This is a genomic window from Micromonospora sp. NPDC050276 (genome assembly GCF_044459545.1).
In the GTDB taxonomy this organism is placed as follows: Bacteria; Actinomycetota; Actinomycetes; order Mycobacteriales; family Micromonosporaceae; genus Micromonospora.
The window spans coordinates 77,239-100,823 of sequence record NZ_JBITJA010000002.1 but is presented as its reverse complement, the minus strand read 5'-3'; the positions used below and the strand labels follow the sequence as shown (position 1 = coordinate 100,823).

Genomic DNA, 23,585 nt, shown 5'->3' with positions numbered 1-23,585 from the left:
GCCTAGCCCTCCGCTGGTGAGCGGGAGAAGGTCTGACGGGCAGGCTGCCCGGGGCGGTGCGAGTCAGTGGGAGATCGGGCGGTGCCGCTGGCTCGCCGTCAGGTTCGCGTCGTAGCCGGCAGCCTGGAGGGCGAACAGTTCGGCGTACCGGCCGCCGGTGGCGACGAGGTCGGCGTGCGTGCCGGCTTCGACCAGCCGGCCGTGGTGCAGGACGAAGATCCGGTCGGCGTGCCGGACGTTCGCGAGCCGGTGCGTGATGAGGATCGTGGTGGCCCGACCTCTCCGGTCCCGAATGGCCTGGAACAGGGCGTCCTCGGCGCGGGGGTCGAGTGCGGACGACGGCTCGTCCATGATCAGCAGCTCGGCGTCGCGCAGGAAGCCACGGGCCGCGGTGATGCGCTGCCACTGCCCACCGGAGAGGTCCTGGCCTCGCGCGAAGGTCCGGTCGAGCAGCGTCTCGTACCCGTGGGGAAGCTCGTTGATCATGTCGTGGGCGACCGCGCGGCCGGCGGCGGCCTCGATGCGATCCTGCCGGGGTTCGCTGTCGACGTCGCCGATGGCGATGTTCGTGGCCGCGGTGAACGGCCATTTGTGGTATTCCTGCGTCACCACCGCGATGCGGGCCCGCAACCCGTGCACATCCCAGTCGGACAGTGGTCGGCCGTTCCATTCGATACTGCCCTCGGTGGGGGCGCGGAGGCTGGCGATCATCGCGGCGAGGGTCGTCTTGCCCGAGCCGTTCTCCCCGACGAACGCGACCGTCTGCCCGGCGGTGATCGTCAACGTAACGCCGTCGACGGCCGGGGTGTCCCGATCGGGATAGCGCAGACTGACCTCGTTGACGGCCAACTCCCGCAGCCGTTCGGGCTCGGCCGCCGCCACGGGTCCCGTGCCGTCCGGGAGATAGGCGCCGGCCCGGGTCATGAAGCCGGTGTAGTCACCGAAGTGCTGCCCCTCGGTGTAGACGTGGTCGACCTGGAAGGTGGCGATGGCCAGGGAGCGTTGCGCGGACTGCACCGCGATGACGCAGGTCGCCGCCGCGGCGAGCGGGATCTGCCCATTGAGGAGCAGTAACCCGAGCAGGGCGTAGACGGTGCCGGTGGCGACGCCACCGATGATCGCCCCAACCGTGGTGGTCGTGGTGACCCGCCGGGCCAGGGCGAGCTGGATGTCGGTCTCCACCCGCATCACCCGGTCGTACTGGTCGAGCAGGAACCGGCGCAGCCCGTACGAGCGCAGTTCCGGGGCCGAGGCACGTTCGGCCATCAGTTTGTGCAGCAGCCACAGTCGACGCCGGCGCACCGATCCGGCGGTGTACGTCTGGTAGCGCAGATGCCCGGCCCGCAACGACGCCCACGCGGTGGGCACGGTGGCGACCAGCAGCGCCAGTAACAGCAGCGGGTGGATGATGATCACCGCGGCCGCCACGGCGAGCAGCCCGGCCAGCCCGGCGAGCAGGTTCATCGACGCCTGCACCAGCCCGATCGTCGACTCGGTGCCTCGGGAGGCGCGTTCCATGTCATCCGCGAACGCGTCGGCGTCGAACGCCTCCAACCGCACCGCGGTCGACACTTCGAACAGTCCCCGCTCCACCTCGCGGCTCACCCGAGGCGTCAACCCGTTCTGCGCGTACCCGGTGGCGATGCCCATCCCCGCGCGGAGCGCGACCGTCGCGGCCAGCACGGCCAGCGCGGGCAGCGCGGCCCGCACCTTGTCCGCGGTCGGCCCGCCGGCGAACAGCTCCACCAACACCCGCTGGGTGGCCAACAGGCCGAAGGCCGCCATCATCCCCGCGCCGACCGTCGCCACGGCCACCACACCGGTACGGAGTCGGTCCGCGTGCCAACTGATGCCCAGGGCGGTCCAGACGAGCCTGGGCAGCTCCGCGAAGACGGCGAAGACGCCGGCCTCCGCGCGCGCCCGCACTCCCGTTTCCCACCACATCTCCCGCAGTTCGGGCAGCACCGACTCCGTGCGCCCGCGGTGAGACGTACCTGGTGCGAGGCGGTTGGCCGCTGCGGTGGCGGTCTCGGTCATGGGCGTACCTCCCGGGCGGAGCAGCCGTCGCCATCCGTCGGACCGGCGGAGTGGCGGCTTTCTGGAGGATTGGACCACCCGGATGTAGCTCTCGGCAATCGCCTGCACACTCGCAGTCATAGATGTGCTGTCGGCGGGGCGGCGGGGCGGTGCCTCACTCCGCGCGCGGGACGTCGAGGTGCGCTCGCAGTGCCGCGGCGATCTCGCCCGCCGCGACGATCTGGTCCGGGGTGAGGGCGTCGACGAAGAGTTCACGAATGGCGCGCAGGTGCGGAAAGGTGGCCTTTCCGAACGCCTCGGCTCCGGCCGCCGTGAGCAACACCTCCGCCCCACGGGGGACGGTCGCGCACTCCTGGCGGCGGATCAGGCCGCGCCGCTCCATCCGCCCCAGATGGTGGGAGAGCCGGCTCCGCTCCCAGCCGATGTGCGAAGCGAGCTCGGACGACCGCATCGTCTGGCCCTGCGCCTCGCTGAGGGCGAGGAGAACGGCGTAGTCCCCGGTCGAGAGCGAGGAATCGGCCTGCAGGCGGGACTCGAGCCGAGAGCCGAGTGCGGCCGTCGTCTCGATGAAGTCCCGCCAGATCCGCAGCTCGTCGGCGGTGGGGAGTTGACGCCCTCCCCGGCGGGCGGGTGTGGCCTCCGTCATCTCACTCTCCTGGAATTGACGTGTCAATTGCCAAGTTAGCATTATTGACACGTCAACCGGTAGGTCCGCTTCCGTGGGCGCCGGCGGATTGCACCGAGGAGGAGACGATGGCAGCTGCAGACTTCGAGCTGGGGCTCAACTCGTTCGGGGAGGTGGCCACCGATGGCGACCGGGTCCTGAGCGACGCCGAGACCGTACGGCAGAAGATCACCAAGGTCGCTCGCGACCTGCGGCTGAGCCGCTTCGACCTGAAATACGACATCATGCACCTCCCCCGCGACGCACGCGCGCGCACCATCGAACTGCTCGGCAGCGAGGTAGCGCCGCGGGTTCGCGAGTTGCTGGCAAAGGAGCACACCAATGTCTGACCTTCTGTTCGGCCTCGACACGTTCGGCGACGTACCGCAGGACGACTCCGGCAAGCTCGTCTCCCACGCCGCGGCGATCCGGCAGGTCGTCGACGAGGCGGTACTCGCCGACCAACTCGGCGTCGACGTCATCGCCCTGGGCGAGCACCACCGGCCGGAGTACTCGGTCTCGACGCCCGAGACGGTGCTGGCCGGAATCGCCACCCGTACCTCGCGGATCCGGCTGGCCTCCGGCGTGACCGTGCTGAGTTCGGACGACCCGGTCCGGGTGTTCCAGCGCTTCGCCACGGTCGACGCGCTGTCGAACGGCCGGGCCGAGGTCATCCTCGGTCGCGGCTCGTTCACCGAGTCGTTCCCGCTCTTCGGGTACGACCTGCGCGACTACGACACGCTGTTCGAGGAGAAGATCGAACTGTTCGTGAAGTTGCTGGACGAGAAGCCGGTCACCTGGAGCGGCACCCTGCGCGCCCCGCTGGAGAACGCCGACGTCTTCCCGAAGACCGAGTCGGGTCACCTGGACACCTGGGTCGGCGTCGGTGGCTCGCCGCAGTCGGTCGTCCGCACCGCCCAGTACGGGCTTCCGCTCATGCTCGCCATCATCGGCGGCGCACCCGAGCGCTTCGCACCCTACATCGACCTGTACCGGCGGGCGGCCGACCAGCTCGGCACGACCGCGCACCCGGTCGGGATGCACTCACCCGGCTTCATCGCCGACACCGACGAGGAGGCCAAGGAAATTTACTGGCCGCACTACCGGATCATGCGCAACCGAATCGGCAAACTGCGCGGCTGGCCGCCGATCCGCCGGCAGGAGTTCGACTCCGAGGTGGAGAACGGCTCCCTCTACATCGGCTCACCGGAGACCGTGGCCCGCCGGATGGCCCGCGCGATCCGCAGCCTGGGCGTCGGCCGGTTCGACCTCATCTACTCGGCCGGAGCGCAACCAGCGAGCGCCCGGATGCGCGCCGTGGAGCTGTACGGCTCAAAGGTGATCCCCATGGTCCGCGACCTGCTGGCCTGACCGGCACTGCCCAGCGAAAGGACGACATGAACAACAACGATCGGAGCCGGCCGGCGACGCTCGGCATCCTCGGGGCCGGCAAGGTGGGCACAGTGCTCGCCCGGCTCGCCGTCGCCGCCGGCTACCGGGTACGGGTCGCCGGCTCCGGCGACCCGGCGAAGATCGCCCTCACCGTCGAGGTCCTCGCCCCGGGAGCCGAGGCCACCACGGCGATCGACGCGGCGACCGACGCCGACATCGTCATCCTCGCCCTGCCGCTGGGCAAGTACCGCAGCATTCCCGTCGAGGCGTTGCGGGGCAAGCTCGTCGTCGATGCCATGAACTACTGGTGGGAGATCGACGGCATCCGCGAGGACCTCACCGACCCGCGTACCTCGTCGAGCGAGATCGTCCAGGCGTTCCTGCCCGGCTCGCGCGTCGTCAAGGCGTTCAACCACATGGGCTATCACGATCTGGAGGACGAGGCCCGGCCGGCGGGGACGACCGGCCGTAAGGCCATCGCGATCGCCGGCGACGACACCACTGACCTCACCGAGGTCGCGGCCCTCGTGAACGCGCTCGGCTTCGATCCGGTCGTCGCCGGCCCGCTGGCCGAGGGGGTACGGCTCGAACCGGGCAGCGAGTTGTTCGGTGCCAACGTCAGCGCCGACGAGGTACGCGCCATGCTCGACCGCTTCCCGGAGTCGGAGCGTGGACGGACCATCACCGCTGCCCGAGCCTCGACCTGACCCGGCGCCTAGGGCGTCCCGATCTCAACCGCTCACCCGGTCAGCCTGGTCCCGGCTCTGCCGCGCCCGGCTGAGGGTGGCCTTGGCCGTGGCCAGCCAGTAGGGCGAGTGCACCTCGGTCCAGATGGCGACCGCCACCTGGGCACGGCGTTGGGCGAGATCCGGTCTCCCGGCCGACAACTGGGCTTCGGCCAGGCAGTGCAACGCGGCCGCCTCTCCCCAGCGGTTCGCCGCGGCACGGTAAACCCAGAGACATTCGGCCAGAACGCGCCGGCCCTCGGCCTCCTTGCCCTGTTTGACGAGGACATCACCGAGCCAGCACCTGGCGTGAGTCGCGGTCAACTGGTCGCCCAGCGACAGGCTGATCCGCTCGGCGGTGCGGTAATGCCGCTCCGCCGCGGCGTAGTCGGCGCGCAGCCGGCTGATCTGCCCGAGGCAGCGCCAGGCCTGCGCTTGCCCCGGCAGGTAGCCGATGGCCTCGCTGCGCCGCAGGCTCTCGTCGAACACCGCCACCGCTTCGTCGTGGCGGCCCTGCTCCATCAGCGTGACACCGAGGCCGGTCGTCGCGTAGATCAGGCAGTTGTCGTTGCCAGCAGCGCGCGCGAGGTCGATGGCCCTGGCGAAAAGCTCCTCCGCTTCGGCGTACCTGCTCTGCAGCCGGTAGAGGTAGCCGAGCCCGGCCGAGGTACTGGCGATGCGCGCCTCGTCGGCGGGATCAAGCATCGCGATCGCCGCGCGGTAATGGTGTTCCGCGGCCGGGTAGTCGTCCACAATGGTCGACAGTTCACCCAGGTTCCGCCGCAGGCTGGCCCCGACTGGACCATCGGCCACCGAACCCATCGCGCGGGTGTGCAGGTGCAACCAGTCGTCGAAGTAGCCCGACAGTTGCATGAATGGCGCGAGGGCCACGATCAGGCCAGCCGCGGGAAGCGGCACGGACGAGAGCATGTCCTCGGCGAGCGTCTTGAGGAATCCGTACTCGTCCTTGAACCAGGCGAGCGGATCGTCCAGGACCGCGTCTCGCGTCTGCACGCTGAACGACCAGGGCGGGGCAGCGAACGGCACCTCGTCGAAGTCCGTGTTGATACGGATGCCCGCGGCGCACGCGAGACTCAACGCGCCGCCGAGCATCCGCAGCCTCGCCCGCTCGGTCTGCGCCGGCGTGAGGATCTGCGCAGCCTTGTCCCGTGAGAACGCCGCGACCAGGTCGTGCATCTGGTAACGCGGTACCGCGTTGTCGGTGTAGTGCACCAACAGCAGGTGCAACTCCACCAGGTCGTCGAGAAGCTTCGTCGCGTCAGCGGGCGAGGTGTCCATCAGCGCCGCGAGAGCCCACGGGGCGAAGTCGACTGTGTTGATCTGTGCCAGATAGGACAGTGCCTCCTGCTGGTCTCTGGACAGTGCCCCATACGTCAGCTCGATGCTGGCGCGTACCGCCACGTCGCCCACGGTCAGCTCGTCAAGCTTCCGATGCTCGTCGGCAAGGGCCCTGGCCAGAGCGCCCAGCGGCATGTCCGGACGGGCGGCCAGGCGCGCCCCGGCGATCCACACGGCCAGTGGAAGGCGGTCGCATCGATTGACGATCTGAAACGCCGAGGGTTGTTCCCGACCGACCCGCTCCGCACCGATCATGCGTTTGACCATCTCCAACGCTTCCGGCTCACTGAGCAGTCTCAGCGGCACCCGAAAGCCGTCCAGACCGGGTAGGACGCTCCGGCTGGTGACGATGGTGGCGGTCCTCGGCCCCGAGGCGATGAGCGCCTGGACCTCGCGGTCGGCAGCCGCATTGTCGAGAACGATGAGTACGCTTCGCTGCGCGAGCAGGCTGCGGTAGAGGTTGATGCGCTCTTCGAGCGCGGCGGGCACCGAGTGGCTGCTGACGCCGAGGGTGCGGAGAAAGACACCGAGAACGTGCCAGGAGACGCCCGACTGGGGGTGCGGGCCCCGCAGATCGGCGAACAGTTGCCCGTCCGGGAAGTGCTCGACGGCCTGTTGTGCCAGCCGGACGGCGAGGGTGGTCTTCCCCACCCCGGCCGGGCCGGTGATCAGCACCGTACGCGTGCCCTGCCCCTCGGCCTTCAGGATGTGGCCGGCTCTGGCCAGTTCCGCCTTGCGCCCCACGAAGGAGGTGGGCCCGCTGGGCAGCAGATACGGCGTGACGAGGCCCGCCCTGCTGACAGCGGCACCGTCAGCGGTGGGCTCTCCCTCGACCTCCAGCTGAGCCAGTTGCCGACGCAGTCGTACCCACTCCGCCACCTCGTCCGGCGGCAGCTCACACGCCTCTGCGATGGCGATCACGATGTCCATCGACGGCAGCGTTGGTCGGGTGAGGGCCGAACCCAGGGTGCTCGCGGGCAGCACCCGCCCTTTGTCCCGGGCGAGACGGGCCAGATCACGGAAGGAGCGCCCCGACCATGCTTTCAGCTGGCGGAGCGCTGCCACATATTCCTCTGGGGTGGTTGCTCTGCTGGGTACGGGTGCTCGATCTGGCACAGCGAGAAGTGTAACTGGCTCGATCAGCCGCACCGTCGTGGCGATTTCGGACTCAGGCCAGTAGGAGCCCGTTGCCGATCATCGCCCGGTGCGGCGTAGTCACCCTCGCGGTGCCGGTTGTCTCGTCGGCGCGATCAGACGCCGCAGGCCAACGTGGTCGTCGACGTCTTGGACGAGCCGGTGGCGGCGTTGTAGATCGCGCCCTTGAAGGTGGTGCTGGCCGTACCAGAGCACGTGTGACTGACGGAGCGGCTCCTGTTGCCGCCGAAGGTGGAGTAGTTCAGCAACTGCCAGCTCGCGCCATTCCAGACGAAGAGCTGCGTCTCCCAGGTGGAGGAGGCGGCGCAACCCGCGGTGGTGCCCGTGGTGACCGCCCTACCGGAACTCTTGACCGGCGTCGAGATGGTCCAACTACAGGCCGCCTGGGCGGGCTGGACGGCGGCCAGCGACGCCCCGGCTCCCAGAACGCAAGCCCCCGCGACCACGACCCCCCGTTGCCACAATGTGCGCGTCATGGTTCATCCCTTTCAGTTAGCTGATCCGTTCGCTGACGCAGAACTAGTTGTTGTAACGCCCTCCACGGTGACCACCCGGAGCAGCCCGCGCGCCGTGCAACCAGAACCGCACGCTGGTTGTGCCACGTCCCGCCGTGGTAGAGCTGGTTCCTCCACCGCCTGATGGCATGAGGCGAGCCAATCATCACCACTAATCTCCAACAAGACATCAGGGTGTACGAACCTGTACGGAGCTGTACCGAACAAGAGAAGACGGTGGTCGATCAGCGTTTCACCGAATCAGTCGATCGGCGAAGTGCCCAACACCCGCGCGGCGTTACGGGCTCTCGTGTGCAGAAGTGCCGACACGGTTTCGATGTCGGATCTGTGCTCGGCGAGGATCGCGTTCTCGAACTCGGCGACTAGATACCTGAGGATGCCGGTCAAGTTGGTCTCGGTGCGGCAGGCGCGGTCGGCGACCACGGTGGCGACCTCCGCGCTGGACGGCGGCGTGCTCGGCTGCGCACCGCGAGCGTTCCACCGTGGGTCGGAGGCCGCGGCGTCCGGGTCGCGGTAGCGGTGGCCGTCCCGGGCCATGCACTCGCTCCACGAGCGCAGGACCGACTGGTAGCGCGGGTCGGCCATGGCCCGGTCCGCGGCTCGGCCTTCAAGCCATTCGATGGCGAGATGTGGCTCTACGGAAGGATCGACCGCAGCGAGGATGGGTCGCTCTCCGGTGCCGTTGATCTCACGCTCGGCGGCACCGTCGCAGCCGCCGGTGGGCACGGCCAGCGCACCATGCGAAGCGGTCTGACCGAAGTAGACCGAAGTCTGCTCGGCTGGGATGAGCAGGTGCCTCCTACCTCGACGGGCTGCGGTCGACATCTCGTCGGCGAAACCCGGCGGGCCCACATAGCCGTGCTGGCGCACGTCGTACATTCCCTGCCAGTAAAGCTGCGTCGCGTGCACCGGATACTTCAGCGGTGCTGCCTCCGGCACGTCCAGGTGCAGGCCGAACTCCGCCATGCACTCCTCCATCAGCCTGTAGAGCGCGCGCGATACCTGGACGCCACCCGCCGGCGAGAGCTCGTACGCGTCGAACGGCAGACTCAGATCCACGACCGCTCCGGGCTCATGGGATATCACCGGCACGGACGTCACCTCAGCCTCGGGCGCGGAGCAGCCCAACAGCAGGACGGCCGGCAGAGCCAGTGCCACCAGGTGTCTCAGCCTCGACATCGTCCCCTCCCTCGCGATTGGGGTGGCCTGCCCGGTACGGCACCGGGCAGGCCACCAACCACTACTTCCAGGTGGACGCGCCGCCGTAGTAGACGGTGCCGGACCCCGGGTTACGGCTGTACTTGGCCTGCACGATCGAGGTCTCCGTGTCCCGAACCCCGGCGGTGTAGTCGGGGGACCAGCCGGAGCTGCCGTCGCGCCGTCCGCACTGGTAGAGGCTGTTGTTCGGGGTGTACCTCCAGATCAGCGCCACCAGGCCGCTGAACTCGGGGTTGTAGACCTTCGCCCAGGCGAACCAACGTCCGGAGTACTGGCCCTGGTTAACGCGGATATACGCGCCGTTCGCACCCGGGATGGTGTACTGGGTGCCCGAGACGGCGGTGATGTTGCTAGCCAGGTTGGGATTGGACAGCCAGTTCCCGCAGAACGTCGGTTCGTCCGCCATCGCCGGCGGGGCTGCCGCGACAGTGGCGCCCATTGCGAGAAGTCCGGCCGTCACCATTGTCATGATCCTTGTGCGCATCACTGCTCCCCTTCGTCGCACATCGGCGGCGATCGGGCGCACAGCCCGCCCGCCGTGGCTGGAGAACAGTTTTGCCGCTGCTCGAGCCGCACAGTGCTGTCCCGAACGGCCTCGAACGATCACGAACGGCACCGGCGCCCCGGACCATCAGACTCAGCGCGGGTCAGCCGGCGCGGAAAGCCGCCCGCGGTTCGAGGAGTTGGCCTACGGCGTACTCCTGGTCGAAGGTGGTCGGGCCGAGCGCTTCCATCGCGGCGGCGCGCATCCGGGCGAGGTCCGCCGCGTCGTCCGGGTCCGGTACCTGACCGAGCGCCGCGAACGCGGCATCCGCGACACCGATCATCCGCGCCGCGCGCGGGTGGTCACCCTCGGCGGACGCGAGCGCGGCGCCCGCAACGCAGACGTACGGCACGAAGTCGTCCCAGCCGTTGTGGAACACCCGCTCGCGGTTCTCCGCGAACAGCGTTCGCGCCGCGTCGAGGTTGCCCAGCCCCAGCTCGCAGAACGCGAGGTTGTGATACTCGGAGTTGACCGTCTTGGGTTGGCCGAGCGTCTCGTTGAGCGCGATGCTCTCCCGGTACAGGTCCCGAGCACGAACCAAGTCGCCGGACATCCGCGCGATGCCGGCCAGCACGTGCCTCGGCCGTTCCTCAAGGCTGCGGTCGCCGGAGCGCAGCGCCACCTCCAGGGCCTCCCGCGCCCGGGCTTCCCCGCCCGGCAGATCACCGCCGCGAATGGCGACCCGGGCGAGGCTGTACCGGGCCTCCACCTCACCTGCCGGGTCGCCGGCCGCCTGGGCCCGTGCGATCTCGGCCTCGCTCATCCGCACCACCGCGTTGGTCTCGCCCCGCCGGAAGGCCGAACGCACGCTCTCACTGAAGCCCATGGCCGTCTCCCCCATCACGAATAGTTCGGTCACCCCGCCGCGAACATGGTCCAGGTCTCCACGAGCACGAAGCCCATCGACTCGTACAGCGGCCGGCCCATCGGGCTGCTCTGCAGGTAGGCGGCGTCCGCGCCGGCCGCGATGCCATCGCGCAGCACCGTTTCGGTGAGCGTCCGGCCGAGGCCACGGCCCCGGGCGGACGGTACGACGCCGATGTTGAACACGCCGATCACGCCGGGGGTCCGCATTCCGAGGGCGGTGCCGATGGCTCGGTCGGACTCCTCGGCCAGGTAGCCGGTCATGCCGTCGGTGTCGAGCACCGCACCGCCCATCAACGAGCCGAAGGCGCCTTCGGGGACCTCGAAGCTCTCGGTGAAAGCGTCGGTGTACCTGTCGCTCTCATCGGCGCCAACCCGGCGTACCGGGGTCCGCTGGGTCGAGCCAGGCCGGAACACGATGTCGTCCGTGGCGCAGGCCAGGAAGGGCAGGGTGTGGCGTTCGCGCAGCCCGTGCCGGGCCGCGAGGTCGACGAGCGCGGCGCTGGCCTCGCCCCGAACCATGATCGACCAGTGCGGGACCTGCCTGGCGACCTCGGTGGCCAACCCGTCGAGCGACCCGAGATCCGGGTCGGTGGTCAGGTCGTGCACCCCGTTGAGCGACGCGATGCCGGCGTGGGTGATCGCCGCACGAGCGGTGCCCCGTTCGGCGTACCCACCGTTCGGGGTCACCCGACAGAGGGCCTCGATGGCGTCGGAGTACGCCGTCGCCAGCCGGTCGGCGGTGGTGGTGGTGGCTCATGCTTGCTCTCCCCCATGCAACGGTCATCCTGCCAACGCCGCCAACCTAGCCAGCGAGCAGGTACCCGAGCAAACGTGACGATTCGGGCGGCTGACAGGGCTCCGCACCGATCAGGAATCGAGAAGCCCCGGGACCGGGGTCCGGCCTAGCCTTTCCCCAGGCAGCCGGCAGCACGCCCAGCCTGACGACGAGAGGGAGACCGGACATGTCCGCGAAGACCACCGCCACCGCATCCGACGGCTTCAGCGCCGAGGAGCGCGCCGCGATGAAGGAGCGCGCCGCCGAGCTGCGCGCCGAGGGCAAGAAGGGCGCCAAGAAGGCCGACGGGCTGCAAGCGGTCCTCGACCGGATCGCGCAGATGGAGCCGGAGGACCGCGCGCTCGCCGAGCGCGTACACGTGACAGTGACCGCCGCCGCCCCGGACCTGTCGCCCAAGACCTGGTACGGGATGCCCTCCTACGCGAATGAGGACGGCAAGATCGTGGTGTTCTTCCAGGACTCCGGGAAGTTCAACTACCGGTACTCCACGCTGGGCTTCCAGGACACGGCCAACCTCGACGACGGAGACCTCTGGCCGGTGGCGTACGCGCTGCAGAAGTGGAGCCCCGCGGTGGAGAAGAAGATCACCGCGCTGGTGCGGGCAGCGGTTTCCTGAGCTACCGCCGCTGTATCCACCCCTCGGCAGGGCATCGGACGACCCGCACCGGTGGCCCTTCCCTGGCCCGACCGGTCTGCGGTGCGCGATGATCGGGGCCGGCGACCGAGGGAGGCACCGTGCGAACGATGTGGCGCAGGCCACCAGCGGCGACCCGAGTAGCCCGGTGACGGCCCGGGCCGGTCAGGCGTTCGACACCGGTCGGGCGGTGTCCGACGTCGAGACGTTGCTCGCCGAGGACCTACCCAGGGACGGCGCCCCGGTCCGGGAGGGAGTTCCGGCGTCCGGGGAGTGGACCGGCACCCGCGGGGCGGGCTTTCGGATCATTCCGATCTGGGAGGGCGAAGACCTCACGGGTGTGTACGGCATCGAGTGGAACGAGGCCGAGGATGCCGCGATGGCGAACCTGGCCCTCGTCGTCGGCGAGTTGGACCGCCGGTGGGGCCCGCACCGCAAGGTCTCCATGCGGGTACCGCTGTTCCGGAAGCAGGCCGGCACACCGATGCCGGCGCTGTTCCAATCTCTGTCCGACATGGACTGCTACGGCGACCTCACGGTCTGGGGCCCGACTGCGGCCGAAGGTCGGTGGGTCGCGGTCTCGGTCAACCAGTGCGACGGTGACGCCCCGATGATCATGACGGCGGTGGTCAGTCAGTTCACGATCACCGAACTGTCGGAGTGACGAGTGCCAATAACAGATCATGCCTTGGCCGTCGCGGCTGCGGAGGCGGGAGCCGTGGTCGTCCGCGCTCGATACGGGTCGCCGCTGACCCGCTTCGGGAAGATCGGAAACGACTTCGCCACCACCGCCGACATCGAGGCAGAGAAGGCCATCCTCGACGTCCTGCGCCGGGAGCGTCCGCACGACGCCGTGCTGGGTGAGGAGAGCGGGCACACGGGCACGGGCGACAACGGACGCACCTGGCTGGTCGACCCCCTGTGCGGCACGTTGAACTACGCCGCCCGCACCATGCTGGTCTCAGTCAACGTCGCGCTGCACACCGGGGCGGGCAGCGCCGTGGCCGCGTCGGCGGACCCGTTCAGCGGTGAGGTGTTCTGGACCGACGGCAGTGCCGCGTACGTCCGCTGCGCTGGCACGGACGAGCGACTTGTCCCGTCGGCCGAGTCGTTCTCTGCCAAGCAGCCGGTTGCGTGGTCACCGGGCTCGACGGCGAACCGCTGCACACCGGTGGAAATGGTCTCGTCGTGGCCGCCGACGAGCAGACACACGCCGCCCTGCTGACCCTCATCCGGAGACAGCGCTCGTGATCGACTCGACCTTGACATGAAGTGCGGTTGAGGTTCTAGCGTCCCTAGATGATCACGTCAGGGCCTCCGCGTCCGGACGTACGTCACCCGAGCACGACCGTCGAAGGGATTCTGATGTACCTTTCCCGCCTGCTCCGCCCGCGGACCGTCGCGAGCGCCCACTGCGACCTGCCCTGCGGCGTCTACGACCCGGCCCAGGCCCGAATCGAGGCCGAGTCGATCAAGGCGATCTCCGAGAAGTACCAGGCCAGCGACGATCCGGAGTTCCGCACTCGTTCCCTGCTCATCAAGGAGCAGCGAGCCGAGCTGGTCAAGCACCACCTCTGGGTGCTGTGGACCGACTACTTCAAGGCGCCACACTTCGAGAAGTACCCCCAGCTGCACGGCCTCTTCAACGAGGCGACCAAGCTGGCGGGTGCCGGCGGCGCGAAGGGAACCGCGGACCCGGCGGTCGCCGAGCAGCTCCTCCTGAAGATCGACGAGATCTCGAAGATCTTCTGGGAGACCAAGCAGAGCTGACCAGCCGCAACCGGGTGGCGCGGGCCACCCGGTTCGGCGTACCACGTTCGGGAGGAACCGCATGGCGTCGCGCACCGACCTCATCGAAGAGTTGATGGGCCGTTTCCCACACGTACCGCGAGAGGCCGTCCTCAAAGAGGACCTGCTCCGCGGCGGACTCGCCTTCGACGACGCGGCACTGACCGACAACGAGAACGGCACCGTCAAGCCGAAGTCGTACTTCATCTTCTCCTTCGACCACCGGACGCTGCCGGAGCTGGGAACGGCCGCGCTACGCCGGCCACCGGAGGAGATCGTGCTCACCGGGGGCCCGTACGAGCTGCGTCGTACCGTCGTCTCGGTCCGCATCAACCCCAGCTCGCCGTACCGCGTCGGCACCGACAGCGACGGTCGACTGCGCCTGTTCCTGGACGGACGGCCGATCGCCGAGGTCGGGCTGCCGCCGATGCCGGCGTACTACCGCCACACGCTCGCCAACGGCAAGTCGGTGATGGAGGTGGCCCCGACGATCCAGTGGGGATACCTCATCTACCTGACCGCGTTCCGGGTCTGTCAGTACTTCGGCGCCAAGGAGGAGTGCCAGTACTGCGACATCAACCACAACTGGCGGCAGCACAAGCAGGCTGGTCGGCCCTACACCGGGGTCAAACCCGTGGACGAGGTCCTGGAAGCCCTGGAGATCATCGACCGGTACGACACCGACCGTGCGTCGCAGGCGTACACGCTGACCGGCGGCAGCATCACCTCGCAGGTCAACGGGCTGGCCGAGGCGGACTTCTACGGGCAGTACGCGCAGGCCATCGAGGAGCGGTTCCCGGGGCGGTGGATCGGCAAGGTCGTCGCCCAGGCGCTGCCCCGAGCCGACGTGCAGCGGTTCCACGACTACGGGATCCGCATCTACCACCCCAACTACGAGGTGTGGGACAAACGGCTGTTCGAGTTGTACTGCCCGGGCAAGGAGCGGTACGTCGGCCGGGAGGAGTGGCACCGCCGCATCCTCGACTCCGCCGAGGTGTTCGGCCCGCGTAACGTGATCCCGAACTTCGTGGCGGGCGTCGAGATGGCCGCCCCGCACGGCTTCACGAGCGTGGACGAGGCGATCGACTCCACCGCCGAGGGGCTCGACTACTTCATGTCCCGAGGCATCACGCCCCGGTTCACCACCTGGTGCCCGGAGCCCACCACGCCGCTCGGCCGGACGAACCCGCAGGGTGCGCCGCTCGAATACCACGTCCGCCTGCTGGAGGTCTACCGGGCGACCATGGACGCCCACGGCCTGTCCAGCCCACCCGGCTACGGTCCCGCCGGACCGGGGCGAGCGGTCTTCTCGGTCAGCTCCTTCATGGACACCCTGCCGTCCACGGATTCGTGACGGACGTTCGCGGACGGGAGCGGCACACCATGCCGTTCCCGCCCGCGCGCTCCACTAGCTCGCGTACGACCTTCCATTCGTTTGGTGTGCATCGCGGACCTGCCGAACGATCCGGCAGCGCGATCTCGTCGCGTGGTGGGGTCAGCGGTGCGCGTCGCCCGGGTCCGGCTCGCCACCGGCGGGCGTACCCCCGACGAGCACGGACTCCTGGCCCTCCTGCCGGCCCTCCTGCCGGGCGCGGGCGAGCAGCCCGGCCAGCCGACGCCGGCGGTGCCGGGCCGCCGCCCGCAGGCCGAGAAGCAGTACGGCGAGCAGACCCAGCAGTGCGAGCTGTGCCCACGGGACGATCCAGGTGGTGACGGTGGCGGAGACCGGTCGGAGGTCCGCCCCGGCCGGACCGTCACCGAGCAGGGCCGGCGACGTGGTGACGGTCGTCCGTAGGCGTCCCAGGGCCCAGACCCCCTCGACCCGGGTCTGCACCGTCCGACTACCGCCGGGAAGCAACTCCTCGACGGCGCTGGTGGCGTCGTGGCTGGTCCGGCCGAGAAGATCGGACATCGCCACCCGACTCGTGCCGCTGACCCAGACGTTGCCGTCGTTCTCCACGGTGTAGCGGACCCGCACCGTGCCACCGGCGAAGGGATTCCACGACGGCGAGTACGTCGCGGCGAGGCCCCGGACGGCCAGGGCCGCCCGCGCGTCGCCGTTGACCCGCACCATGACCCGGAACCCGACTCGGCTCTCGACGTTGACCGTGCCTCCGGTGCTGGTGACGGTCGCGGCGATGCCGGCCGGGTGGTCGCCCGGTGTGGCGCTTCTGGGCACCGTGATCGTGAACGGCACCACCCTCGTCTCGTTGGGGCCGACGGTGACCTTCTCCTGCACGTCGATCCAGGTGCCGCCGTCGACCGAGGGCCGGTCGGAGGAGAGCATGTTGAAGCGGCCCTTGTCGGTGAGGTAGCCGTCGGCCGCCTTCAGCGAGAAGGCGACAGCGGTGCGACTGAAGTTCCGTACCGCCAGGTGTTCGGTCACGGCCTGCCCCGGGTCGAGGCTGGCGTTGATCCACCGGCGCTGGTCCGGGCCGTTCGCGGTGGCCGGTTGGACCGTCCAGGTCAGGGCCTTCGGGTCCGGTTCCGCAGCCGCCGCGGTCGGCGCGGACGCAACCGTGAGGAACGCGACGGCGAGGACGACGAGCGCCCGGCGCAGCGGGGTGACGGTCATGAGGCGGCCCTTCGGCACGGGGCTGGGCGGGGGCCCAATCCGGGCCCCCGCCCAGGCCACTACTCGAACAGTGACAGCGTGAGCGTGGAGCTGTACTCGCCGGCGGCGACCTCCACGGGGGTCCGCAGATACAGGTCGGCGTTGACCGAGTACGAGCCGCTGACGACGGCCTCCGAGTCGAAGGCCGAGACCAGCAGTTCCTGGTCGACGAGGCCGACGTTGTTGCCCGGCTGGGTTGGCTCGTCCATGCTGGTCACCACCTCCTCGCCCTCGGTGACCAGGCCGGTCTCCCCGCCGTCGAGCAGGCGTGGCTTCCAGCCGAAGTGGTCGGCGGTGATCGGCGCCTGGCCGGCGGCGCCCGCGAAGTCGGTCGCGCTGCCGAGCACCGCCCAGCTGGCGCCGTCGGGCACCTCGTCGGCGACCCGGGTGTCGGTGACCGTCACCGTCGGCAGCGTACCGACGAACTGGCGAACCAGCAGGGTCGAGCCGTCCTCGGACAGCGCGACGGAGTCGCCGGCGATCGACAGGGCGAGCACGCCCGGTTCCCTGATCTCGTCGATGTCGACAGTGACCCGCACGCTGGCGTCGTCACCGGGCTCGGCCAGGGCGGGCGACGGCAGGACCGCCGCTCCGGTCAGGACGGCGCCGGCCGCACAGGCCGCGAGCAGTTGCCGTCGTTTGTATGTGTTCATGTGATCTCCGTTCTCCGCGTGAAGGGGTTATCCGCCGCAGGTGCCGGCGGGGTGTTGCACGGTGCGGACGGTCGTCACGTCCCGCCCGCCGATGGCCCCGGTCACCCGGACCGTCGCCGAACCCGCCGGCACGGACGCGGCCCGGCTGTTGAACGACTGGTAGGCGCTCGCGCCCGGCGCGACAACCGCGAACGACCGCTCGCCGTACGGCGTCTCCAGGGTGATTCCCACCGGCGCGTCATGGTCGTTACGGGCCTGCACCGCCACGTACGCCTTGCCACCCACGCAGCGCGTGGATGCGGTGACGGTGACCGGTAGGTCGACGGTGGCCGCCTGGAAGGCCCAGTTGTCGATCTCGAAGAGGTCGACGCCAGCCGGGCCGGTGTAGGTGAAGTAGACGTCGTGCACGCCGCTGACGCCCGCAAGCTGGGCGGTCACCTCGGCCCACTGGCCGACCGGCGTGTCCACCGCGACCGTGCCGACGACGGGGCCGTTGACGTCGTCCAACCGGACCTGGACCTGCCCACCAGCGGCGAGCGCACGCACCCGCGCCGTCAGGCTCTGCGCGCCGGTGTCGCCGAAGTTCACCGACGACAGCGCCGTCCAGTCGCCGTTGTCGATGTCGCGGACCACCAGGTTCGGCGCCGCGCCACCGAACTGGGCGGAACTGCCGTCGACCTTCGTGGTCGCGACACCCTTGCTCCAGCCGAAGGTCTCGGCCTCGAAGACCCGGTACGGGTCGAAGTCGCGGACCTGGTCCACGCCGGCGTAGGTGCCGACGACCTGCTGGATCGTGCCGTCCGGATTGAACGTCAGTTCCTGGATGTGCGGGCTGCGGTACCCCTGGGTGGTGTTGCCGTTGATGCGCTTGTTCAGCGTCGGGGCGTGGTAGGTGAAGTAGTACTTGCCCCCGAACTCGAACACCGACTGGTGGTTGTTGCCACCGGTGCCGGCCCCGAAGAACTGCGACTGGTTCGGGAAGAGCACGCCGGCGTAGGTCTCCTTCGGCCACGACATCGGGTCGTCGGAGATCATGTAGCCGATCTGACCACCCCCGGGGTAGCCGGGCAGCGGCTGCTGGCTGCCGCCGAAGTCGTTCCCGCCGAAGTGCGAGGAGTACGAGAAGTAGTACCTGCCCTCGCGCTTGAAGACGTGACCCGCTTCGAAGGCGACCGGGGCGTCGACCACCGCCGCCGTCCCCTCGGTCGCCACCATGGTGTCGGCGAGTTCGATCGCCCGGAGGTTCTTCGGGTTGTTGAAGCGCTCGGCCGGCGGCATGCTCGTCGACGCCGGACCACCACCGAAGTAGAGGTACGGCTGGCCGTCGTCATCCACGAACGGAGCCGGGTCGAACTTCCACGCGACGTCCTCGGCACCCGGGGTGCTGCCATTGATCAGCGTGCTGGTGCGCTCGCTGGTCCACGGGCCGAGCGGCGACGCACCCGTGATCACATTGCTGGAGCCACCGCCGTTGGCGTAGTAGAGGAAGAACTTCTCCACACCGTTCACCACCTTCTTGGTGATGCCCGGCGCCCACGAGTTGGCGGTGAACGGCGCCACCCCGTTCGGACCGGCGACCTGGATCTCACCGTGGTCCGTCCAGTTCACGAGGTCCTCCGAGGAGATCACCGTGATCTGGTTGATGTCGCCGTAGTTGATCCCCGGCGAGACGCCCGTGGTGGGGTTCGGGGCGTACCCCTGAGTGTCGTTGGTCAGGTACATGTAGACCCGGCCGTCGTGCACGAAGCCGAAACCGTCAGCACCGAACTTGTGCCCGATCAACGGGTTGTGCTCCCCGGGCAGTTTGCCGACCACCTCGATGGTCTTCGACGCCGGTGGGGGCGGCGCGGCGCCGACCACCGACACGTCGTCGAGCTTGAAGTCCATGAGGTGCAGAGCCGGGTCCGTGGACGGCGTGCTGGTCCAGGGGGTCTCGAAGAACAGGCGCGCCGTCGACACGCTCTGCCCGGCCGGAATCGTGAACGTCCCGTTGAACTGCGCCCACTGGCCCTTCGTCGCGGTCACGCTGACGAGGTTGGTGTAGGTGCCACCGCCGTAGTGCATGGTGGCGAAGAACTGCTTCGTGGCCGGTCCGCTCGCGTTCTCGTACTTGATGCGGGCCGTGAGGGTGTACGCCTGACCCGCCTGCACCTTGCCGCTGAGGTCCTGCATCGGCCCGGATCCGGTGGTCGTACGGCTGGTGACCAGCGCCGCGTTCGCGCCGGAGAAGGCGTCCGAGGTGGCCGACAACTGGGCGCTGTCGGCGGCGTTTCCGTTGTTGACGAACCAGTTGGTCAGGCCGTCCTCAAACCCGCCGTTGACGACGAGATTCGTGTCGGCGGCCTGGACGGGTGCCGCCCCGGTGACGAATCCGGTGGCCAGCATCAGGCCGACTGTGGCGACCGCCGCGACCCGTCCTCGGGTCGCCCGTCGCATTCGGTGTTCCACGAGACATCCTCCTTCATCTCTGACGTGCGGTCATCGGTGTACGGGGGATCGGTGGTGTGCTTCCGTGGGTGGTCCGGACATCAGGGGCCGACCGTCGCCACCGGTCCGACCGGGGCCGGCGGCGCGGGACAGCCCCGCTGCTCCGCGCCGCCCGACCGGGCGCCGGTGGTACTGGTCGGTGAGCCGAGGGCTCGTGGTGGGGTTATCCGCCGCAGGCGCTGGCGGGGTGCGATGCGGTGCGTACCGTGGTCACGTCCCGGCCGGCGACCGTCCCGGTGACCCGGACGGTGGCCGAGCCGGCCGCCACCGACGCCGCACGGGTGTTGAACGACTGGTAGACGCTCGCCCCCGGCGGGACGGCCGCGAACGACCGGTTCCCGTACGCGGTTTCCACGGTGATCTCGACCGGCTCGGTCGAGTCGTTGCGCGCCTGCACCGCCACGTACGCCTTGCCACCCAGGCAGCGCACCTGGGCGGTGGCCGTCACGGGCAGCGCCGCCAGCACTCCGAGTCGGGCCAACTGGTAGCTGAGCGCCCGCTCCGGCGCGTCGATCTGGTTCTGGGTGCCGAACTGGCCGGCCCGTGCCGACGTCGCCGCCGCGAGCGCGGACTGCGTCGCGGCCCAGGCGTCCGCCGGGTAGTGGCGCGCGTCGAGCGCCTGCGCGTGGGCGATGGCCGCGTCGAGGGCGGTGGTGTCCAGCGGCCGGCCCTGCGCGGTCAACACGTCACTGAGCAGGTAGTCGTCGAAGTCGACGTGGCCGCCGCTCTCCTGGGTCGCGTAGTTGAACAGACCCACCCGGTGGCCCATGAAGTGCGCAAGGCTGCCGTCGAGCGCCTGCGGGCCGACCCGGTTGCCGAGCCGGGTCCACTGGATCCCGTCCAGGCTGTAGTAGAACGTCGTCCACAGTTGGCCGACCGGCGAGGAGAAGTCGAGGTCCGCCTTCACGTGCACCTCGGTCGCGGCGCCCAGCGACACCGTCGTGCCCGCCACGAACGTCTCCAGCGTCGACTGGTCGAGGTCGACCGCGAACGGCTGCGACCGGTTCACGACGCCGAGGGTGTTGGCACCGTCGACGCGCTTCACCGCGACGTAGGAGAACCCACGGTTGTAGGCCGCCAGGCCCGCGACGTCGCCGTTGCGCATCCCGGAGATGTCCATCCGGGTCTGCACCGACTGCCGTGGCCCGAACGTCCGCTGCGAGAGCGTGTTGCGGGCCTCCTCGAACCACGCCAGCTCGGCCCGGTTGGACAGCTTCGTGTAGACGTACTGGCCGGTGACGACCTTGCCGGCGGTCAACCGCAACCAGCCGTCGCGGTCGGTGAGCGACCAGTACCGGTTGTCCGGGCCGTGGTTCCACTCCCACGCCAGATCCAGCCGCGATCCGTTGGGGGCAATCTCCGCCGGGTCGAGCGGTGCCGGCACGGTCCACTGCTCGTCCTGGTACGCCTTGTGCGGCGCGTCGTTGGCGAAGTCGTCCGAGGCGACGATGCTCTTCTGCCGCTCGAACGCCTCCTCGGCCGGGCTGAGCCGGATCGGCTTGTCGAACAGGCCGTTGACCGGCACGACCCCGCCTGTGCCGAAGGTCGGCCACCCGTTCTGCCAGGTGGCGGGGATGAGCGCCGGGATCCGGCCGATCGGGAAGGTGTCCCGGAAGAACATGCCGTACCAGTCGGTCCCGCCTCCCGCGCGGCTGATCGGCACCAGGCTGCCCTGCGCGAAGCCGTTGGAGTTGAGCACTCCGCGCGCCTCGTAGGTGTTGACACCACCGGCCGACGTGTAGCGGCCGAGCAGGTCCTTCGACCGGAACATGACGACCTGGCGCCCCTGCCCGGACGGCCAGGTGATGATGACGGCGTAGTACCAACCGTCGATGTAGTAGAACTGGGCGCCCTCGAACAGGCCGCCGATGAACGGCTGCCCGGCGTAGTTGCTCGCCGTGAAGATGTTCGGGTAGTCCTGCGCGATGGCCGTCAGGTCGGCGTTGAGGCGTACGGCGCTGGTGCCGCCGGAGCCGTAGAAGATGTACGGGGTGCCGTCGACGTCGAAGAAGAGCGACGGGTCGTGCAGGCTACGACCGAGCGCGGTGCGCTGCCAGGTGCCGTTCTCGATGTCGTCGGTGCGGTAGAGGTACGCCCCGTTGAGGTTGTTGGTGTTGAAGGCGACGTAGAACATGCCGTCGTGGTAGCGCAGCGACGACGCCCACTGGCCCTGGCCGTACGAGTTCTGGCCGTTGCGCAGCGAGAAGGCGTCGCCGATGCTCGCCCGGTCGAAGACGTAGTTGACGATCTCCCAGTTGACCAGGTCGTACGACTTCATGATCGGCGCGCCCGGGCTCAGGTGCATCGTCGTGCTGATCATGTAATAGACGTCGCGACCCTCGTCGTTCTCGGCGGCCGGTACGCGTTCCACGCTGATGTCCGGCACGTCGGCGTTGAGCAGCGGCACCGAGTAGGTGCCGGCACCGGTGTCGGTCGACGTGTACGACGACCGGGGCGACCACCCGTCGGCACCGTGCGCGACGGCGGGGCCGGTCACCAGGCCCGCACCGACGAGGACGGCGACGGATGCGAGCGCGCACAGTGGACGAAAACGACGGGAGCGCACTGTGGACGCCAGCCGGGTCAACGCATGCACGGCGTGGCGGGTGGCGGCGTTCAGGCTGTTCACAGCAGATGTGCGGGCGGAGTTCAGGACACGCGAGCGGATCGGCACGACCAAGGCGAGCTCCAAACGCGAGAGCGGCGTGAAGGCCATCGTGTTATCGCTAACAACGCCTGTCAAGACTATCGATGAAACGTGCCCGAAGTATCCCCGTAACACCACCCACCCTCCACAGTGGACAGCCCGCCCCACCGCCACCCGCCCCGGCCCCGGCCCGCGCCCCGGCCCCGGCCCCGGCCCCGGCCCCGGCCCCGGCCCCGGCCCCGGCCCCGGTGATCATGAAGTTGTTGCCACCGACCACGGCGTGTCAGGGCAATAACTTCATGATCACCGAGGCCGTACTGGTCCGGTCCGCCTCAGGCTTGGAGGCAGGAGCGGACCGCGGCGGTGAGCCGGTTGGCGCGCTCGTCGCCCATCCCACGCATCTGGTTGACCACGTAGCCGAAGCCCACCCGATGCTCGGCGTCGGCGAAGGCCAGGTTGCCGCCCGCGCCGTCGTGGCCGAAGCTGCGCTCACCCAGCAACGGCCGGGCCGGTGGCGAGTGCAGCAGGAAGCCGGTCCCCCAGCGCTGCCCGGTGTCCGGTGGGCCGTGCCGCTGCTGGCCACGCGACCGTACGACGACCGCGTCGTCCACTGACGCGGGTGTGAGCAGCGGCCCACCCCGGAGGTCGGATACGCAGGCCGCGTAGAGGCGCGCGAGACCGTCGGCGGTGCTCACCGCGCCCGCGCCGGGAACGCCGGCCGCCCGGATGGTCTGGTCGTTGAAGCTCACCAGGCCGTCGGCGTCGGCGGGGAAGGCGAAGGCGCCCCCCATGGTGATGCCCCGTTCGGCGACCGGGTCCACGAACGGCTCGGGGTCCGGCGGCGGCGCCAGGTTCCAGGCGACGGTGTCACTCTCGGCGGCGGACAGCCCGAGCCAGGTGTGCAGGCCGAGCGGTGCCGCGATGGCGTCGGCGAAGAACGCGCCGGGTAGTTGGCCGGTGATGCGGTGGATCACCTCCCCGACCAGCCAGCCGTAGGTCATCGAGTGGTAGCCGTGCGCGGTGCCCGGCTCCCACAACGGGGCCTGTGCCTCGATCGCCTTGATGACCGGGTCCCAGGCCAGGACCTCGTCGAGGGTCAGGGCCCGGTCCACCGCGGGCAGACCGGCCTGGTGCGTGAGCAGCCAACGCACCGGCATCTGCGCCTTGCCGTGCTGCCCGAACTCCGGCCAGTAGCGCGTCACCGGGGCGTCGAGGTCGAGCCGACCCTGTTGGACCAGCAGATAGGCGCAGATCGCCAGGATTCCCTTGGTGCAGGAGAAGACGACGACCGGCGTGTGCACGCCCCAGGGCCGGCCGGTACGGGTGTCGGCCACCCCGCCGTACAGGTCGACGACCTTGCGGCCCCGCACGTAGACGGTGACTGCGGCGCCGACCTCACCCCGGGAGGTGAAGTTGTCGCGGAAGACGTCGGCGACGCGCCCGTAGCGTTCGTCGACGTCGCCGTGGATCTGCGGTTGTGTGCCCACTGC

Annotated in this window: 20 protein-coding genes and 1 pseudogene; 8 read left to right on the top strand and 13 right to left on the bottom strand. The window is 69.5% G+C overall.

Translation table 11 applies throughout. The features are described from left to right. Positions 1-63: 63 nt before the first annotated feature. Both ACIBF8_RS03740 and ACIBF8_RS03735 read right to left on the bottom strand, forming a co-directional pair. Entirely contained in the window at positions 64-2,037 is a 1,974-nt protein-coding gene (locus ACIBF8_RS03740; protein WP_396780798.1) for an ABC transporter ATP-binding protein, read from the bottom strand. 154 nt (positions 2,038-2,191) lie between these two features. Then, complete coding sequence (locus ACIBF8_RS03735; protein WP_396780797.1) at positions 2,192-2,683, bottom strand: MarR family winged helix-turn-helix transcriptional regulator; 492 nt, start codon at positions 2,681-2,683, stop codon at positions 2,192-2,194. Between the two features lie 107 nt (positions 2,684-2,790). On the opposite strand from ACIBF8_RS03735, the gene ACIBF8_RS03730 reads away from it, so the two are divergent. From ACIBF8_RS03730 to ACIBF8_RS03720, 3 genes are read left to right on the top strand one after another with little or no spacing between them, the layout of a single operon-like run. After that, positions 2,791-3,051 (top strand): hypothetical protein, encoded by a 261-nt coding sequence (locus tag ACIBF8_RS03730; RefSeq protein ID WP_396780796.1) that lies wholly within the window; start codon positions 2,791-2,793, stop codon positions 3,049-3,051. Beyond that, a complete protein-coding gene (locus ACIBF8_RS03725; protein WP_396780795.1) occupies positions 3,044-4,072 on the top strand; it encodes an LLM class flavin-dependent oxidoreductase in 1,029 nt (342 codons plus the stop codon). The genes ACIBF8_RS03730 and ACIBF8_RS03725 overlap by 8 nt, the downstream gene beginning before the upstream one ends. 26 nt (positions 4,073-4,098) lie before the next feature. Next, complete coding sequence (locus tag ACIBF8_RS03720; RefSeq protein ID WP_396780794.1) at positions 4,099-4,800, top strand: NADPH-dependent F420 reductase; 702 nt, start codon at positions 4,099-4,101, stop codon at positions 4,798-4,800. A 24-nt stretch (positions 4,801-4,824) separates the two neighbouring features. Here ACIBF8_RS03720 and ACIBF8_RS03715 read toward each other — a convergent pair whose 3' ends face one another. The 6 genes from ACIBF8_RS03715 to ACIBF8_RS03690 all read right to left on the bottom strand — a co-directional run bounded on the left by ACIBF8_RS03715 (position 4,825) and on the right by ACIBF8_RS03690 (position 11,163). Next, a complete protein-coding gene (locus ACIBF8_RS03715; protein WP_396780792.1) occupies positions 4,825-7,242 on the bottom strand; it encodes a tetratricopeptide repeat protein in 2,418 nt (805 codons plus the stop codon). A gap of 185 nt (positions 7,243-7,427) precedes the next feature. Next, positions 7,428-7,808, bottom strand: coding sequence for a hypothetical protein (locus tag ACIBF8_RS03710; RefSeq protein ID WP_396780791.1), 381 nt, complete (start codon positions 7,806-7,808; stop codon positions 7,428-7,430). A 279-nt stretch (positions 7,809-8,087) separates the two neighbouring features. After that, complete coding sequence (locus ACIBF8_RS03705; RefSeq protein WP_396780790.1) at positions 8,088-9,026, bottom strand: hypothetical protein; 939 nt, start codon at positions 9,024-9,026, stop codon at positions 8,088-8,090. A 61-nt stretch (positions 9,027-9,087) separates the two neighbouring features. After that, entirely contained in the window at positions 9,088-9,525 is a 438-nt protein-coding gene (locus ACIBF8_RS03700; protein ID WP_396780789.1) for a hypothetical protein, read from the bottom strand. A 187-nt stretch (positions 9,526-9,712) separates the two neighbouring features. Continuing rightward, a complete protein-coding gene (locus tag ACIBF8_RS03695) occupies positions 9,713-10,468 on the bottom strand; it encodes a tetratricopeptide repeat protein (protein WP_396780788.1) in 756 nt (251 codons plus the stop codon). After that, positions 10,465-11,163, bottom strand: a complete 699-nt coding sequence (locus ACIBF8_RS03690) for a GNAT family N-acetyltransferase (protein ID WP_396780786.1) — start codon at positions 11,161-11,163, stop codon at positions 10,465-10,467. Before ACIBF8_RS03690 ends, ACIBF8_RS03695 begins: the two co-directional genes overlap by 4 nt. Positions 11,164-11,438: 275 nt before the next feature. On the opposite strand from ACIBF8_RS03690, the gene ACIBF8_RS03685 reads away from it, so the two are divergent. From ACIBF8_RS03685 to ACIBF8_RS03665, 5 genes and pseudogenes are all read left to right on the top strand, one after another. Next, positions 11,439-11,888 (top strand): iron chaperone, encoded by a 450-nt coding sequence (locus tag ACIBF8_RS03685; protein ID WP_396780785.1) that lies wholly within the window; start codon positions 11,439-11,441, stop codon positions 11,886-11,888. A 130-nt stretch (positions 11,889-12,018) separates the two neighbouring features. Then, entirely contained in the window at positions 12,019-12,570 is a 552-nt protein-coding gene (locus tag ACIBF8_RS03680; RefSeq protein ID WP_396780784.1) for a hypothetical protein, read from the top strand. 3 nt (positions 12,571-12,573) lie between these two features. Continuing rightward, positions 12,574-13,157: pseudogene (locus ACIBF8_RS03675) on the top strand (inositol monophosphatase family protein). A gap of 114 nt (positions 13,158-13,271) precedes the next feature. Continuing rightward, positions 13,272-13,676, top strand: coding sequence for a superoxide dismutase, Ni (sodN, locus tag ACIBF8_RS03670; RefSeq protein WP_396780783.1), 405 nt, complete (start codon positions 13,272-13,274; stop codon positions 13,674-13,676). A 61-nt stretch (positions 13,677-13,737) separates the two neighbouring features. Next, entirely contained in the window at positions 13,738-15,048 is a 1,311-nt protein-coding gene (locus ACIBF8_RS03665) for a radical SAM protein (RefSeq protein ID WP_396780782.1), read from the top strand. A gap of 141 nt (positions 15,049-15,189) precedes the next feature. Here ACIBF8_RS03665 and ACIBF8_RS03660 read toward each other — a convergent pair whose 3' ends face one another. The 5 genes from ACIBF8_RS03660 to ACIBF8_RS03640 form a co-directional block, all read right to left on the bottom strand. Further along, entirely contained in the window at positions 15,190-16,269 is a 1,080-nt protein-coding gene (locus tag ACIBF8_RS03660) for a hypothetical protein (RefSeq protein ID WP_396780781.1), read from the bottom strand. A 59-nt stretch (positions 16,270-16,328) separates the two neighbouring features. Then, complete coding sequence (locus ACIBF8_RS03655) at positions 16,329-16,961, bottom strand: hypothetical protein (RefSeq protein ID WP_396780780.1); 633 nt, start codon at positions 16,959-16,961, stop codon at positions 16,329-16,331. Positions 16,962-16,988: 27 nt separating this feature from the next. After that, the gene (locus tag ACIBF8_RS03650; protein WP_396780779.1) at positions 16,989-19,409 is read right to left on the bottom strand and encodes a family 43 glycosylhydrolase; all 2,421 of its coding nucleotides are present in this window, start codon (positions 19,407-19,409) and stop codon (positions 16,989-16,991) included. 202 nt (positions 19,410-19,611) lie between these two features. Further along, positions 19,612-22,077, bottom strand: a complete 2,466-nt coding sequence (locus ACIBF8_RS03645; RefSeq protein ID WP_396780778.1) for a glycoside hydrolase 43 family protein — start codon at positions 22,075-22,077, stop codon at positions 19,612-19,614. A gap of 350 nt (positions 22,078-22,427) precedes the next feature. After that, positions 22,428-23,582, bottom strand: a complete 1,155-nt coding sequence (locus ACIBF8_RS03640; protein WP_396780777.1) for a serine hydrolase domain-containing protein — start codon at positions 23,580-23,582, stop codon at positions 22,428-22,430. Positions 23,583-23,585: the final 3 nt, after the last annotated feature.

What these genes read in the sequence shown, in the direction of transcription:
- ACIBF8_RS03740 (WP_396780798.1), bottom strand. Translation starts at nt 2,037, where the DNA reads ATGACCGAGACCGCCACCGCAGCGGCCAACCGCCTCGCACCAGGTACG.
- ACIBF8_RS03735 (WP_396780797.1), bottom strand. Translation starts at nt 2,683, where the DNA reads ATGACGGAGGCCACACCCGCCCGCCGGGGAGGGCGTCAACTCCCCACC.
- ACIBF8_RS03730 (WP_396780796.1), top strand. Translation starts at nt 2,791, where the DNA reads ATGGCAGCTGCAGACTTCGAGCTGGGGCTCAACTCGTTCGGGGAGGTG.
- ACIBF8_RS03725 (WP_396780795.1), top strand. Translation starts at nt 3,044, where the DNA reads ATGTCTGACCTTCTGTTCGGCCTCGACACGTTCGGCGACGTACCGCAG.
- ACIBF8_RS03720 (WP_396780794.1), top strand. Translation starts at nt 4,099, where the DNA reads ATGAACAACAACGATCGGAGCCGGCCGGCGACGCTCGGCATCCTCGGG.
- ACIBF8_RS03710 (WP_396780791.1), bottom strand. Translation starts at nt 7,808, where the DNA reads ATGACGCGCACATTGTGGCAACGGGGGGTCGTGGTCGCGGGGGCTTGC.
- ACIBF8_RS03705 (WP_396780790.1), bottom strand. Translation starts at nt 9,026, where the DNA reads ATGTCGAGGCTGAGACACCTGGTGGCACTGGCTCTGCCGGCCGTCCTG.
- ACIBF8_RS03685 (WP_396780785.1), top strand. Translation starts at nt 11,439, where the DNA reads ATGTCCGCGAAGACCACCGCCACCGCATCCGACGGCTTCAGCGCCGAG.
- sodN (WP_396780783.1), top strand. Translation starts at nt 13,272, where the DNA reads ATGTACCTTTCCCGCCTGCTCCGCCCGCGGACCGTCGCGAGCGCCCAC.
- ACIBF8_RS03665 (WP_396780782.1), top strand. Translation starts at nt 13,738, where the DNA reads ATGGCGTCGCGCACCGACCTCATCGAAGAGTTGATGGGCCGTTTCCCA.
- ACIBF8_RS03660 (WP_396780781.1), bottom strand. Translation starts at nt 16,269, where the DNA reads ATGACCGTCACCCCGCTGCGCCGGGCGCTCGTCGTCCTCGCCGTCGCG.
- ACIBF8_RS03655 (WP_396780780.1), bottom strand. Translation starts at nt 16,961, where the DNA reads ATGAACACATACAAACGACGGCAACTGCTCGCGGCCTGTGCGGCCGGC.